The sequence below is a fragment of the Roseococcus thiosulfatophilus genome (assembly GCF_017311575.1).
GTDB lineage: Bacteria > Pseudomonadota > Alphaproteobacteria > Acetobacterales > Acetobacteraceae > Roseococcus > Roseococcus thiosulfatophilus.
On the sequence record NZ_JAFFQY010000064.1, the window covers coordinates 141820 to 155308 of the forward strand.

General features: G+C 71.4%; 12 protein-coding genes. 6 read left to right on the forward strand and 6 right to left on the reverse strand.

Annotated elements, in window-relative coordinates; all coding sequences use genetic code 11:
• Positions 1 to 39 precede the first annotated feature (39 nt).
• Both JTN19_RS19785 and JTN19_RS19790 read left to right on the forward strand, forming a co-directional pair.
• A complete protein-coding gene (locus tag JTN19_RS19785; protein WP_206936245.1) occupies positions 40 to 1743 on the forward strand; it encodes an N-acyl-D-amino-acid deacylase family protein in 1704 nt (567 codons plus the stop codon).
• Positions 1740 to 3434 carry an N-acyl-D-amino-acid deacylase family protein gene (locus JTN19_RS19790; protein WP_206936249.1) on the forward strand — a complete coding sequence of 565 codons (1695 nt, stop codon included), beginning with the start codon at positions 1740 to 1742 and terminating at the stop codon, positions 3432 to 3434. Before JTN19_RS19785 ends, JTN19_RS19790 begins: the two co-directional genes overlap by 4 nt.
• On the opposite strand, the gene JTN19_RS19795 is transcribed toward JTN19_RS19790, so the two are convergent.
• The 4 genes from JTN19_RS19795 to nfi all read right to left on the reverse strand — a co-directional run bounded on the left by JTN19_RS19795 (position 3431) and on the right by nfi (position 7325).
• The gene (locus tag JTN19_RS19795) at positions 3431 to 5272 is read right to left on the reverse strand and encodes an AI-2E family transporter (protein WP_206936252.1); all 1842 of its coding nucleotides are present in this window, start codon (positions 5270 to 5272) and stop codon (positions 3431 to 3433) included. The genes JTN19_RS19790 and JTN19_RS19795 overlap by 4 nt on opposite strands.
• Positions 5273 to 5407: 135 nt before the next feature.
• Positions 5408 to 6301 (reverse strand): SAM-dependent methyltransferase, encoded by an 894-nt coding sequence (locus JTN19_RS19800; protein ID WP_206936255.1) that lies wholly within the window; start codon positions 6299 to 6301, stop codon positions 5408 to 5410.
• A complete protein-coding gene (locus JTN19_RS19805) occupies positions 6298 to 6648 on the reverse strand; it encodes a DUF423 domain-containing protein (RefSeq protein WP_206936258.1) in 351 nt (116 codons plus the stop codon). The genes JTN19_RS19800 and JTN19_RS19805 overlap by 4 nt, the downstream gene beginning before the upstream one ends.
• An 8-nt stretch (positions 6649 to 6656) precedes the next feature.
• Complete coding sequence (gene nfi, locus JTN19_RS19810) at positions 6657 to 7325, reverse strand: deoxyribonuclease V (protein ID WP_206936260.1); 669 nt, start codon at positions 7323 to 7325, stop codon at positions 6657 to 6659.
• A gap of 87 nt (positions 7326 to 7412) precedes the next feature.
• Between nfi and JTN19_RS19815 the strand changes: the two genes are divergently transcribed.
• The 4 genes from JTN19_RS19815 (at position 7413) to JTN19_RS19830 (ending at position 11449) form a co-directional block, all read left to right on the forward strand.
• On the forward strand, positions 7413 to 8444 hold the full coding sequence (locus JTN19_RS19815) for a quinone oxidoreductase family protein (protein ID WP_242531312.1): 1032 nt from the start codon (positions 7413 to 7415) through the stop codon (positions 8442 to 8444).
• A complete protein-coding gene (locus JTN19_RS19820) occupies positions 8441 to 8878 on the forward strand; it encodes a PaaI family thioesterase (protein WP_184383700.1) in 438 nt (145 codons plus the stop codon). Before JTN19_RS19815 ends, JTN19_RS19820 begins: the two co-directional genes overlap by 4 nt.
• Positions 8875 to 10371, forward strand: a complete 1497-nt coding sequence (locus JTN19_RS19825; protein ID WP_206936262.1) for a class I adenylate-forming enzyme family protein — start codon at positions 8875 to 8877, stop codon at positions 10369 to 10371. The genes JTN19_RS19820 and JTN19_RS19825 overlap by 4 nt, the downstream gene beginning before the upstream one ends.
• 106 nt (positions 10372 to 10477) lie before the next feature.
• Positions 10478 to 11449 carry a tripartite tricarboxylate transporter substrate-binding protein gene (locus JTN19_RS19830; protein ID WP_206936266.1) on the forward strand — a complete coding sequence of 324 codons (972 nt, stop codon included), beginning with the start codon at positions 10478 to 10480 and terminating at the stop codon, positions 11447 to 11449.
• Positions 11450 to 11456: 7 nt separating this feature from the next.
• On the opposite strand, the gene JTN19_RS19835 is transcribed toward JTN19_RS19830, so the two are convergent.
• Complete coding sequence (locus JTN19_RS19835) at positions 11457 to 12155, reverse strand: glycosyltransferase family 2 protein (RefSeq protein ID WP_206936268.1); 699 nt, start codon at positions 12153 to 12155, stop codon at positions 11457 to 11459.
• On the reverse strand, positions 12152 to 13435 hold the full coding sequence (locus JTN19_RS19840; RefSeq protein WP_206936270.1) for a hypothetical protein: 1284 nt from the start codon (positions 13433 to 13435) through the stop codon (positions 12152 to 12154). Before JTN19_RS19840 ends, JTN19_RS19835 begins: the two co-directional genes overlap by 4 nt.
• Positions 13436 to 13489: the final 54 nt, after the last annotated feature.

A 13489-nucleotide genomic window follows, 5' to 3' on the forward strand; every position in this document is an offset into this window, starting at 1 on the left:
CAACACATGACATGATCGTCCGAACAACTTCGGGAGAGAATGTCCATGCCGGACCCCACGCTGATCATCCGGGGCGGACTCGTGGCCGATGGCACCGGCGCCCCACCGCGCGAGGCGGACATCGCCCTGACCGGCGACCGCATCGCCGCCGTCGAGCGCCACATCGTCGCCCCCCGCGGCACGCCCGAAATTGATGCCCGCGGCAAGCTGGTCACGCCGGGCTTCGTGGACATCCACACCCATTACGACGCGCAGGCCACCTGGACCTCGGAGATCCTGTCCTCCTCGCTGCATGGCGTAACGACGGCGCTGCTGGGCAATTGCGGGGTGGGCTTCGCCCCCTGCCGGCCCGAGGCACGGGACATGCTGGTGAAGCTCATGGAAGGTGTCGAGGACCTTCCGGAAGTGGTTCTGACCGAAGGGCTTCCCTGGAATTGGGAAAGCTTCCCGGAATACCTGAACGCCCTCGACAGCCGCCCCTATGACATGGACATCGCGACGCAGGTTCCGCATGCGGCACTCCGCGTCCATGTCATGGGCCGCCGTGGCTTCGAGCGCGAACCCGCCACCGAGGCGGACCGCGCCGAGATGGCGCGCCTGGCGCGCGAGGGCATCGCGGAGGGGGCGCTGGGATTCTCCACCTCCCGCGCCATCGCCCACAAGACGCTGGCGGGCGAGCCCACCCCCACCCTGGGCGCTGCCGAGATCGAGCTGGCCGAGATCGCCCGGGGCCTGGGCGGTGGCTGGATGCAGCTGATCTCCGACTTCGATGAGCCGGCGGAGGAGGAATGGGAACGCCTGCTCCGCATCCTGCGCCTCTCGGGCCGGCCGATGACCTTCTCGCTGTTGCAGCGCGAGTCCAAGCCCGACTTCTGGCGCTGGATCCTGGCGCAGGTGGACCGTGCCAATGCCGAGGGGCTGCGCGTCTCGGGCCAGGTGATGGGACGCCCGGTGGGGCTGATGTTCGGGTGGGAGCTGTCCCAGCACCCCTTCCTGACACGGGCCGCCTACAAGGAAGTGGCGCATCTGCCCATTGACGCCCGAGCCGTGGCCCTGCGCGACCCGGAGCGCCGCGCCCGCATCCTGGCCGAGCCGACGGACCCCGCGCTCAAGGCGCGCCTCAACAACTATGCCCGCATCTACAAGCTCACCATGGACTACGAGCCGCCGCCCGAGACCAGCGTGCTGGAACAGGCCCGCGCCATGGGCCGCGACCCCGAGGACCTCTGCTACGACTGGATGCTGGAGGAAGGCGGCCGCGCCATCCTGAACAGGCCCCTGCTGAACTACGCGGACGGCAACCTGGATGCCATCCGCGAAATGGTCACCCACCCCCACACCCTGATGGGCCTCGGCGATGGTGGGGCGCATGTGGGCTATATCTGTGATGCCTCGGCGCCGACGCATATGCTGACCCATTGGGCGCGCGACCGCGCGCGGGGCGCGAAGCTGCCGGTGGAGTTCGTGGTGAAGCGGCTTTCGGCCGACAATGCCGCCGCGTTGGGGCTGAATGACCGCGGCAGGCTCGCACCCGGTCTCAAGGCTGACCTGAATGTCATTGATTTCGATGAACTCACCATCGAACGCCCGAACATGCGCTACGATCTGCCCGCGGGCGGGAAGCGGCTGGTGCAGGGGGCGCGGGGCTATGTCGCGACCCTCGTCTCCGGCCAGGTGGTCCACCAGAACGGAGAGGCCACGGGCGCCCTGCCCGGCCGGCTGATCCGGGGAGCCAAGCCATGAAGCACGACCTCGTCATCCGCAACGGCTGGGTGCTGGACGGCACCGGCGCCCCCGGTTTCCAGGCCGATATCGCCCTGGATGGCGACACCATCACCACGGTCGGCACCGTGCATGGCTCTGGCCGCGAGGAACTGGACGCCAAGGGCCTGCTGGTCACGCCAGGCTTCGTGGACATCCACACCCATTACGACGGCCAGGCGGTGTGGGATTCCCACCTGGCCCCCTCCGCCCTGCACGGCGTCACCACGGCGCTGATGGGCAATTGCGGCGTGGGCTTCGCGCCCTGCCGCGCCGAGGACCGCGACACGCTCATCGAACTCATGGAGGGTGTGGAGGACATCCCCGGCCCCGTGCTGCACGAGGGGTTGAACTGGTCCTGGGAGAGCTTTCCCGAATATCTCGACGCGCTCGAGCGCAAGGCCCGCGACATCGACATCGCGGCCCTGCTGCCGCATGGCGCCGTGCGCGTGAACGTGATGGGCGAGCGCGCCTTGCGCCTGGAGAACGCGACCTCCGAGGAGATCGCCCGCATGCGCGCCATCACGGCCGAGGCGGTGGCGGCCGGGGCCTTCGGCACCAGCACCAGCCGCACCATCAGCCACAAGACGCTGGCCGGCGACCCCACACCCACCCTGAAGGCGCAGGAGGAGGAGCTGATCGGCCTCGCCGCCGGCATGGCGGAGGGCGGCGGTGGCCTGCTGGAACTGGTGTCGGACTGGAACACGCCGGACCCGGCCACGGAATTCGCCATCGTCCGGCGCGTGGCCGCGGCCTCGGGCCAGCCCGTGGTGTTCAGCCTGACGGCACGCCATGACCGCACCGAGGCCTGGAAGGAGCTCCTGGCCCTGTCCGGGGAGGCCATCGCGGCCGGGCTCGACATTCGGCCCGTCTTCCCGCCGCGGCCGATCGGCATCCTGATGGGGCTGGTGGGGTCGCAGAACCCATTCTCGGGCTGCCGCTCCTACCGTGAAATCGCGCACCTGCCGCCGGCCGAGCGCGCGGCGGCCATGCGCGAGCCCGCCCGCCGCGCCGCCATCCTCTCCGAGGACCGGGTGGCGGGATCCAACTTCCCCCTCATCACCCGGCTGCACTGGTCGCGGATGTTCCCTTTCGGTGACCCGCCCGACTACGCCCCGCCGCGCGAGGCGAGCCTGGAAGCCCAGGCCGCGCGCGAAGGCCGCAGCCCGGAGGAGGTCGCCTATGACCTGCTCTGCGCCGGGGATGGGAGCGCCTTCATCTTCGCACCACTCACGAACTTCGCCGACTACACGCTTGATGCATCAGCCGAATGCCTGCGCCATCGCCATGCCATCGTGGGGCTGTCCGATGGCGGGGCGCATGTGGGCTTCATCTCGGATGGCAGCTTCCCGACCTTCACCCTGATGCACTGGTCGAAGCGCGGCTTCCCCATGGAGGAACTGATCCGCCGCCAGACCAGCGACACCGCCCGCGCCATGGGCCTGGCGGATCGCGGCGTCCTGGCGCCGGGGATGCTGGCGGACATCAACCTCATCGCGGAAGGGGAACTCGCCCTGCCCCCGCCGCGCATGATTCATGACCTGCCGGCCGGCGGGAAACGCCTGATCCAGGGCGCGCGCGGCTACCAGGCCACCATCAAGCGCGGCCAGATCACCTACCGGAACGGCGCGCCCACCGGACGCCTGCCAGGGCGGCTGCTGCGCCGCCATTAGGCCCGGTCCTGGTCCTCGCCCGCCTGGCAGGCCTGGTCGGCGGTGGCCTCCATGCTGTTGGTCACGGACCCTGCGCCTTCCTGGCGCAGGGCCTCGGCCAGGCGCCCCTCATTGCCGATGACCAGCACATTCACCTCCACCCCAGGCAGGCGCCGCTTCACCCGGCGCAGGATGGAACGCGCGGCGGCGGTGGAGCCCATGCCCTCCACCGTGCAAAGCCAGGCCTGGCGGATGCGCGCCAGTTCCTCGGCAGGGGTGGCATCGCCGCGCAGCATCTCGGCCGGGGCGGCGCCGGCGTCCAGCCCACGCTTGCGCATCACCTGGGCCAGCATGGCGGCCGCCGCCATGTCGAAGGGGCCCCGCCCGCCCACGCAGAGCACAGGGCCGGCGTCGGGGCGTGGCGCGGGGGGCGGCACCGCGGGCGCGTCCTTCCCTGCCGCAGGGGGCGGCACATCGGCCTCCACATCCTCCTCCAGATCCTCGAGCAGCGCGGCCAGGCGGGCGCGCATGCCATCAAGCTGGCGTTCGCCCAGTCGGCCGCGCTGGGCATCGCCCTGTGCCAGGACGAGCCCCGGCAGCGCCACCGTGTCGTAGTAGCGGGAGAGGCGGCATTCCTTCAGCGCCATCTCCGCCTGCTCGGCCAGCGCATCGGGGTCGTCGCCCAAGGCGCGCTGGTAGAAGGTTTCGGGCGGTTCGAGGGGTGGTCGGTCGCCCAGCGCCACCTCCAGGAACTCGAAGCGTTCCACATGCCGCCCCAGCACCACCAGGCAGACGGTGAGCGGCACCGCCATCACCAGCCCGATGGGGCCCCAGAGCCAGGTCCAGAAGGTGGCCGCCACGATGACGGCGATGGGGGAGAGGCCGGTGGAACGCCCGAAGATCAGTGGCTCGAACACCTGGCCCATCGCCCCCTCGCCCACTGCGAAGAGCAGCAGCACCAGCAGGGGCATCGTCCAGCCGGGCTCCACCGCCAGCGCCAGGATCAGCGGGAAGGCGACGGCGATGATGGTGCCCACGAAAGGCACGAAGCGCATCAGCCCGGCCACGATACCCCACAGGATGGGCTGCGGCACGCCGATGAAGAACAGCGCCAGCGCGATGACCATCCCGTAGGCCGAGTTCATCGCCACCTGCGCCAGGAAGAAGCGCGAGAGGCGATAGGCCGCGTCGTCCATGGCGGCCATGGTGCGCTGCAGGTCATGCGCGCCGATCAGGCGGATGAGGCGGTCGCGCAGATCCTCGCGGTAGAGCAGCACGAAGATGACGAAGACGATGACGATGCCGAAGGTGGCGAGCGGGTAGAGCAAGGGCTCGACCACCGTGCGCAGCACTTCGAAGGTGCGGGGCGGCGGCGGATGCACCTGTACCGGCAATGGCCGCACCGGGTCGGCGGCGGGGATGGGTGCTGGCTCAGGGGCCGCCGCGCGTTCCGCGCCGGCGGCGAGGCCCTGGAGCATCTCCTGCACGCGCTCGATCATCCCGCCGCTCGCATTGATGGAGGCCAGCTTCCGGGTCAGCTCGAACTGGTAGAAGGGAATGTCGCTGGCCAGCTCACTGAGCTGCCGGGCCATGACCAGGCCCAGCACCAGGAGGACCGCGACGGCGGCCAGCACCGCCGCCAGCACGGCCAGCACCCGCGGGTTGCCGACCCGGCGCAGCGCGCGCACGATGGGCGCCAGCACGAAGGAGAGCAGCACGGCCAGCGCCAGGGGCACCAGCAGTTCCCGCGCGAAGTAGAGCACGGCAATGACCAGCAGCGCGGTCAGCGCCAGGTTGGTTCCCCCCTCAGGGGCGCCCGCCGGCCGGATGGAATGGTAGGCACGGCGGAAATCGGACATGGGGGGCGAAACTCCTTCGCCGGGGCGGCGATACGCGTCGCGCCCTCAACGCCCGGTGAAGTGCGCGGTTGCCGGCCGCGCGTGATCGCTGAAGGGCGGAACGCCCGGAAGCGTGAATGACGCGCCTCAAGACTCTCACCCCAGGCGGGCGAAGGTCAGCTCATGCTTGTTGTGGGCGCCGTGGAACAGCGTGGCGCCGGGAATGGCGGCGAACTCCGCCACCACGGCGTGGTCGGTCGGTCCCTGAAACTTCACGGAACAGACGAGGTTGGTGGCGACCGGCAGCCAGCGCCGGACAAGGGCGAGCAGCCGCGCCGGGTAGCAGATGACGTCGCTGAACAGCCACTCCACCGGCTCGGGCTCCAGGGCGAAGGCGCTGTCCTGCCGCCAGGTGACGCCGGGCATGGCCATGACGCGCGGATCGAGCGGCGCCTTGTCCACCGCCGTCACCTGCGCGCCGAGCTGGGCCAGCGCCCAGGTCCAGCCGCCGGGCGAGGCGCCAAGGTCGAGGCAGCGTGCGCCCGGCGCCGGATGCCGGCCGAGCCGTGTCAGCGCCTCCCAGAGTTTCAGATAGGCGCGGGAGGGCGGGCCCTCACGGTCCTCCACGAAGCGCACCGCGCCGCCCGGGAAGGGCGAGGACTTGGTGGGGGAGGCCAGCAGCAGCCCCGTCTCCAGCAGCGTCCAGCCACCCAGATGCCCGGTGGGCGCTGGTTCGGGAAAGACGAGTGGGCGGGCCTTCACCGGTGGCAGCCGCGCCTCGATCAGGGCGGCGCGGCGGTGATGCAGGGCGGGCACGAGCGACCAGTTGCGCTGGATGGCGCGCAGCGCGTCCGCGGCCTCCTTGATGGAGCCGGCCGCGATCTCGCGCGGGGCGTCCCAAACATCCAGCGCCCAGGCGGCGGGCGCCGGCGGGTCGGGCGAAAGGGCGAGGCGCCCATGCCAGCGCAGCACAGCGCGGCCGGAGAGGGTGAGCTCCTCCTCCAGCGCCGTCTCCAGCCCCTCATCGGCCAGGTAGGCGGCGCGGATCATGCGCGTGGGGGCGCCCGCAAGGCCAGTGCCACCAGCACCAGCCAGCCCGCCATCAGCGCGAAGCCGCCCAACGGCGCGATCGGCCCGGGCGAGACGCCCGTGAAGGCGCGGAACAGCACGGCCCCAGAGAACAGCACCAGCCCGGGCAGCATCAGCGCCGCCACCGCCCTGCCCCGCGCGTCATTCCACACGCCGAAGGCCAGCAGCGCCGGCGCGTGCCAGCCCAGGATCATGGCCACCGACTGCACCATCTCCCGCGCGTCGAGGGGCGCATGGGCGCCGAGGGCCGCGAGGGCCACGGCGGCGCAACCCGCCAGGCCCGCCGCGCTGAACCAGAGTCTTTGCATGCCCCTCTCTACTGCGCGTCGGACGGCGGCGCCATGGCCGCGCGGCGCGCCTGTCCGGCCCATTCATGCGCCGCACGGGTGGGCTCGGGCAGGCGGCGGCCGCGCAGCGTGGCCCGCACCCAGTGCAGCGCGGTATCGAGGCTGACGCGGTGGCCGAGCGAAATATGCAGCGGGTTGGCGCGCGCCCGGCTGCGCAGCAGCGCTCCCACCACCTCGCCGCGGTCCGACACCTCGACCATGGCGCCGGGTGCCTCGCCCAGCGGGGAAGCGGGCTGGCCCACCAGCCGCGACTTGGCGACGCCGATGCTGGGCAGGTCCGTCACCACGCCCAGATGCGTCGCGATGCCGCAGCGGCGCGGGTGGGCGATGCCCTGGCCATCCACCATCAGCAGGTCTGGCGGTTCAGGCAGTTGCGCCAGCGCGGCCTCGATGGCGGGCACCTCCCGAAAGGCCAGCAGCCCAGTGATGTAGGGCATGGGCGCCGGCAGGCTCACGGCGGCGCGCGCCACGGGTTCCAGCGAGGGCCAGGCCAACACCACCACCGCCGCATGCACCATCCGCGCGGGGTCGAAGCGCGAGGAGGAGACATCCACCCCCGCGATGCGCCGCACCTCGCCCAGCGCGTCCTGCCGTACCGCCCGCGCGGCCAGTTCCAGCTGGCATCTACGCAGTTTCACGAGGTCGCTTCTGGGGGGTGCGCGGCTTGTCATACGGACAAGGTGCAGTAGTTTCCGGAACATCGCTGCACAAGACGGGAATGGATGATGGCCGGAACGATGCGCGCGCTGCTGCTGCGCGAACATGGCGACCTCGACAAGCTCCAGGTGGTGGAAGACCACCCCATGCCGGTGGCCGATGAGGGGCATGTCGTCATCCGCGTCGGCGCCTCCTCCTTCAACTACCATGACGTATTCACGGTGAAGGGCATGCCGGGCATCAAGGTGCCCATGCCGGTCGTCATCGGCCTCGACATGGCGGGGACCATCACCGAGGTGGGTGCTGGCGTCTCCGGCTGGTCGGTGGGGGACCGCGTGCTGGTCAACCCGCTGAACAAGAAGAAGGGGCTGATGGGCGAGATGCTCGATGGCGGCATGGCGCAGTATTGCCGCGTCGCCGCCGACCAGCTCATCAAGATGCCCGCCGGCGTGACCTTCGCGCAGGCGGCTTCGCTGCCAGTCGCCTACGGCACGGCGCACCGCATGATCGTGACGCACAACACCATCAAGGCCGGCGACAAGGTGCTGATCCTCGGCGCCTCGGGTGGGGTGGGCACGGGCTGCGTCATCCTGGCCAAGCAGCTGGGCGCGCATGTCATCGCCTGCGCGGGCTCGGCCGAGAAGTGCGAGGCGCTGCTCAAGATGGGCGCCGACGAGGCCATCAACTACAACGAGGTGGACTTCTCCAAGTGGGCCACCGAGAAGTACGGCAAGCCGCAGCGCCGCAACTATGAGGGCGGGGTGGACGTCGTCATCAACTTCACCGGCGGCGACACCTGGGCCAAGACGCTGCGCTGCGTGAAGCGTGGCGGCAAGATCCTGGTCTGCGGCGCCACCGCCGGCCACGACCCTAAGGAGGACCTGCGCTACGTCTGGTCCTTCGAGCTGCAGATCATCGGCTCCAACTCCTTCTACGACGACAACCTGGCCGCCCTGATGGAGATGATCCAGGACGGGCGCATCGCGCCGGTTCTCGACAAGGTGCTCCCGCTCGATGAGGCCGCGGAGGGCCTGCGCCTGATCCGCGACCGCGAGGTGCTGGGCAAGGTGGTCGTGCTGCCGAACGGAGACGAAGGATGAGCGAGAAGAAGCCCCTCCCCACCCCCGCCGAGGTCGAGGCCATGCTGCTGCGTGGCCCCTACCACCAGTGGCTCGGCATCAAGGTGATCGCGGTCGGCGAAGGCACCATCGAGCTGAAGGCCACCTGGCGCGAGGAGTGGGTGGTGAATCCCGACCGCCGCTACACCCATGGCGGCATCCTGGCCGCCCTCGTGGACCTCACGGCCGACTGGGCGCTGGTCTCGAGCACCGGGCGCGGCGTGCCCACCATTGACATGCGGGTGGACTACCACCGCGCGGCGATGCCGGGCGACCTGACCTGCAAGGGCAAGGTGGTGCGCGCGGGCGGGCAGTTCTCGGTGGCCGAGGCCTCGGTGTTCGACGGCGATGGCAAGCTCTGCGCCTCGGGCCGTGGCGTCTACCTCACGGCACCCCCGGCCCCGCCAAAGGCATGAGCGGCTTCGCGGCGCGCAACCTCGGCGCGCTGACGCCGGGTGACGTGGCGGGCGACAAGCCCGCCCTGATCTTCCGGTCAGGCGGCGCCCGGCGCGTCGTGACCTATGCGGAGTTCGACGCCCTGGCCGATGCGGCCGGGCGGGGCCTGCTGCGCCGCGGCCTCGTGCGGGGCGACCGGCTGGGTCTGCTCGGCGCCAACTCGGTCGAATTTCTGGCGCTGCTCTGCGGCGCCATGCGCGTGGGCGTGGTGGCGGTGCCGGTGAACTGGCGCTTCCCGCCCGAGACGATTGCCTATGTGCTGGGCAATGCCGAAGTCAGTCTGGTCGCGCATGACGCAGCCCTTGCCGCCCAGGTGCCTGGTGGAATTCCCACCCTGCCCCTGGAAGGCCCTGATTGGCATGGGTTTCTTGATGCGGGGGCATTGGACCCGATCACGCCCGGCCCGGCCGAGCCGGCGCTCTTCCTCTACACCTCGGGCAGCACGGGCAAGCCCAAGGGGGTGGTGCTGTCGCACCAATCCCATCTTTGGATCGTGGAACAGCGCCTGGCCGCCGCGCCGCAGCGGGAGGAGCGCTTCCTCATCGCGGCGCCCCTCTACCACATGAACGGGCTGGCGCTGGCGCAACTGGCGCTGGCCGCGGGTGCGACCATCGTGCTGCTGCCGCAATTCCGCGAGGCCGACTACATTCGCGCCATCGGCGAGGAGCGCTGCACCTGGCTCACCGCCGTGCCGCCCATGTTCGCCATGCTGCTGCGGGAGAAGGCGCTGCTGGCGGAGACGGACACGACCAGCGTGCGCTCCATCCGCCTGGGCTCCGCTCCGGTCAGTGAGGCGCTGGCCGCCGCCATCAAGGCCGCCTTCCCCACCGCGCGCCTCATCAACGCCTATGGCACGACTGAAGCGGGGCCAGTGGTCTTCGGCCCCCACCCGAAGGGCCTGCCCACGCCGCAGCTCTCGGTGGGTTACCCGCTGCCGGTGGTGGAGCTGCGCCTGCGCGCCCCCGATGGCACGCTGGGTGACGAGGGCGTGCTGGAACAGCGCACGCCCGGGCTGATGAACGGCTACTACAACCGGCCGGACCTCAAGCCCCCCGTCACGGCGGACGGATTCTACGTCACGGGCGATGTGATGCGCCGCGACGCGGACGGGTTTTTCTACGTCGTGGGCCGGGCGGATGACATGTTCATCTCCGGCGGCGAGAACATCTTCCCCGGCGAGGTGGAAGCCGTCCTCGAACGCCACCCGGAGGTGGAACAGGCCGCCGTCATCCCGGTGCCCGACGAGATCAAGGGCACCAAGCCGGTGGCCTTCGTGGTACGCCGGCCAGGTGCGACGGTGGACGAGGCCACGCTCAAGGCCTTCACCCTGCGCCATGCGCCGGCCTTCATGCACCCACGCCGGGTGTGGTTCCTGGAGGCGCTGCCGCTGGCGGGCACCAACAAGGTGGACAAGGCTATTCTACAGCGTAAGGCCGCGGAAATATCGGCCTAGATTTCCTACCAAATCAGATCGTGCAATAAGGGGTCTCGCGGCGGCGGGGCCCCTTGGCATGGTTCATGCCTACCTGGAGCCCCAAGCCGATCCAGGAGACTGCCCCATGCTGCATCGCCGTTCCCTCCCCCTCCTCGCCGGGCTTGGCCTCGCCGCCCCCACCATCGCCCGCGCCGCCTTTCCCGAGCGCCCGGTCACCATGGTCATTCCCTATGCCACCGGCGGCTCGGCCGATGTGCTGGGGCGGGTCATCGCGCCCGAGATGTCGCGCATCCTGGGCCAGACGGTGGTGGTGGAGCAGCGGCCAGGCGCGGGCGGGCATATCGGCGGCGCGCATGTGGCGCGCAGCGCGCCGGCCGATGGATACAGCTTCGTCCTCGGCTCCGTGTCCAAGGCCACCGGGCCTTCCTTGCAGACGCTGAACTACGACCCGCTGAATGACCTGACGCCGCTGAGCGGCATCGGCGCCGTGCCCATGTTGCTGGTGGTCTCGCCCCAGGCCCCCTTCCAGAACCTGGGCGAGCTGCTGGCCGCCGCGCGGGCCCGGCCGGGCGAGATCAGCTATGGCTCCTCGGGCCCCGGCACGGGCAGCCACCTGGCGGGCGAGCTGCTGGCGGCGGCGACGAACACCCAGCTGCTGCACGTTCCCTATCGCGGCTCCGGCGCCGTCTATCCGGACCTGATCAGCCAGCGCATCAACTTCCTGCTCGATGCGGCAGGTTCGGCCTCGGGCCAGGTGCGCGGCGGCGCGGTGCGGGCGCTGGGCGTCACATCGGCGGCGCGCACGGCGGTCTTCCCCGACCTGCCCACCGTGGCCGAGCAGGGCGTGGCGGGCTATGAATTCGGTCTGTGGCTGGGCTTCTTCACCCGCGCCGGCACGCCCGTTCAGGCCTTCCAGCGTCTGGAGGCCGCCTGCCGCGAGGCCATCGCCACCGCCGCCGTGCAGGAGCGCATGCGCCAGTCGCTGGTCGAGCCCATCCCGACCGACGCCGCGGGCTTCGCCGCCTATTTCCGCGCCGACGCCGCCCGCTGGGCGGAACTGGTCCGCAGCGGGCGCCTGCGTCGGCTCGACGGCTGAGGCGCGGTCAGGGCGGGCGGCGGGACAGCGCCTCCCGCCCGATCACGTAGAGGATCTTCGTCCCCGCCCGCACCGAGCCGGAAAGGGTGCCCGAGATCTTGGAGACGCCCACACGCCGCCGATACGCCACCGGCACCTCGGCCACGGGCAGGCCAAGGCGCAGGGCCCGCACCTGCATCTCGACCGTCCAGCCCCAGCTCGTGTCGGTCATGCGAAGCCGCTCCAGCGCCTTGCGCGTGATGGCGCGGAAGGGGCCGAGATCGGTGAAGCGCCCGCCCCATATGCCGCGCATCAACGCGCAGGCCAGCGCATTGCCCAGGCGCTGCTGCGGAGTCAGCGCGCCCGGCTCGCGCTCACCCCGCACGCGCGAGCCGATGACGAGCACGGCCTCGCCCGCCGCGATGGGCGCGAGCAGGGCCGGGATGTCCTCCGGCCGGTCGGCGGCGTCGGCGTCCATGAAGAGCACCACCTCCACCTCGGGCGAGAGGGCGGCGATGCCCGAAAGGCAGGCCTGGCCATAGCCGCGCCGGGGTTCGTCCACCACCCGTGCGCCGAGGGCACGGGCGATCTCGGCGGTGGCGTCGCGGCTGCCATTGTCCACCACCACCACCTCGTGCAGCCAGGGCGGCAGGAAGGGCAGGACGCGCGGCAGGGCCGGCGCCTCGTCGCGCGCGGGGATGACCACGCCGACGCGAGGCTCATTCATTGGCGCCGCCAGAGCCGGAGCGCCAGCAGCACGGACGCCAGATGCCCCCAGGCGAGCGTCAGGTTGAACAACACCCCCTGCCCCGCCCGGTCCATCGGGAACCACAGCCAGTAGAGCGGCAGCAGCGCCGCCGGCAGCAGCAGGGGTCGGAAGGCGAGCAGCGCGGCGAGGGGCATGAACCAAAGGGCATACCACGGGTACTGCGCCAGCGAGAGGTAGAAGACGGCCGCCGCCACCACCATCGTTCCACCCAGCAGCCCGGCCGGGCCGGCGGGCGCGCGCCAGGCGACCAGCAGCGCGACCAGCCCCGCGACAAGACCCAGCACGGGCCGCGCCCAGCCCGCGGCGGCGGGCCAGAGCGCCGCCAGCGTGGCCAGCGGCGCGTTGTTCACCAGCCAGCCCCCGGCATAGGCCACGAGCCCCGCATCCCCGGCCCCCAGCGTTGCGAGAAGCGGCGCGATCGTGGCGCCGCCCGCCACCAGCAGGCCCAGCGCCGCCCCGGGGCGCGCGGCCGGCGGCAGGGCCCAGGCCAGCAGCGGCGCCAGGAGGACAGGCCAGAGCTTCACCCCCGCCGCCAATCCCAGCAGCACCCCCGCCGCCACGCCACGTCCGGCGAGGGTCGCCCAGAGCGCGCCCAGCAGCAGGGGCGGCAGCAGCACGTCCAGATGGGCATTGCCCAGTACCAGCACGGGCAGCAGGGGGCAGCACCACCACAACGCGACCCGCGCGGCGGGCCAACCCGCGCGGCGCAGCAGTCCCAAGGCCAGCAACAACGTCGCCGCCTCGGCCAGCAGCGCCACGGCGCGCCAGCCTGCCATACCGAAGGGACTCAGCAGGTGCGCCAGTCCGAAGGCGGCCTGGGCCGTGCCAGGGTAGATGCTCCGCAACCCAGTGAAGCGCATCTGTTCGCGCAGGGCCTCGCCGGCCTCGCCCAGCGCCGGCGGGACGCCCGCGGCCGGCGGCGGGCCCCAGGGGGAAAGCCCATGCGCCACCAGCGCGCCGTCCCAGAGGTAGCGGAAATGGTCGGTGTTCAACACGGAGGGCGCGTCGAGCCAGGGCAGCCGCAACGCCACACCGAGCGCCAGCCAGGCCGGCCAGGGCATGCGCGCGAACATGGCCGGCCCTGCCGCCAGCCACAGCGCCCCGCCCGTGACGGCGAACGCCACGAAGCCCAGCACCGGGGCGAAGGGGATCACGGGCCCCTCGGCCAAAAAGGGCGCCAGGGCGCGCATGCCGCCCTGCAGCGTGAGCAGGCCCAGGGCGAAGACAATCACCGGCATGGGCGAAACCTGCCCCTTCCCTGGCGCGAAGCACAGGGCAGCCCCATGTCGCGG